The 524-nt window shown below is 50.4% G+C and carries 1 protein-coding gene; it reads right to left on the bottom strand.

The genetic code is table 11. The features are described 5' to 3' along the window. Positions 1 to 17: 17 nt before the first annotated feature. Positions 18 to 524: cell division protein FtsQ/DivIB (locus ACTHUR_RS18010; RefSeq protein WP_440400114.1), on the bottom strand; the 507-nt coding region annotated here is incomplete at its 5' end.

The raw sequence follows: 524 nt of genomic DNA, 5'->3' as shown, positions 1-524 counted from the left end.
GCTTCACGTCTAATCGGCTATTCACTGTCGGAAGGGTTTTCAGACGGCCGGTAACGGACTGAAAAACCATCCTTATAACGCATATCGACATACTCGATACTACTTTGTTTTTTACGCAGCAGCGATGGCCAAATCTGGGCAAATTGCTGCAAACGTTTGATTTCGTTTTCACGCCCCAAGCGCACGGTAATGCCGTTGTTCAATACAAGCAGCCATGCCGACCGCGGCGTGTAGATCAATTCTTTGATGGTCAGTTTCAACGGACTCAAAATACCGGAAAAGTCCGCATAATGTTTGACCATATCTTTGCCTGTCCCCTGCTGCCCTTCAAATATAGGCAGGTCCTGTTTCAGGCTTGCGGCAAACACATTGCCCTTACTGTCCACCAAGCCGCCAGCGCGCCAGTGTGCAACCGGCACACGCTCTGTCAGGATAATCTCCACTGTTTCCGGAAAACGGCGGCGTACCATTGCCGAGTCAATCCAAGGCAATTCCTGAAAAGCGGCCTGCGCCGAATCAATATC

The organism is Neisseria sp. P0021.S007, assembly GCF_051956855.1.
This window is presented reverse-complemented; position numbering and strand designations above follow the sequence as displayed.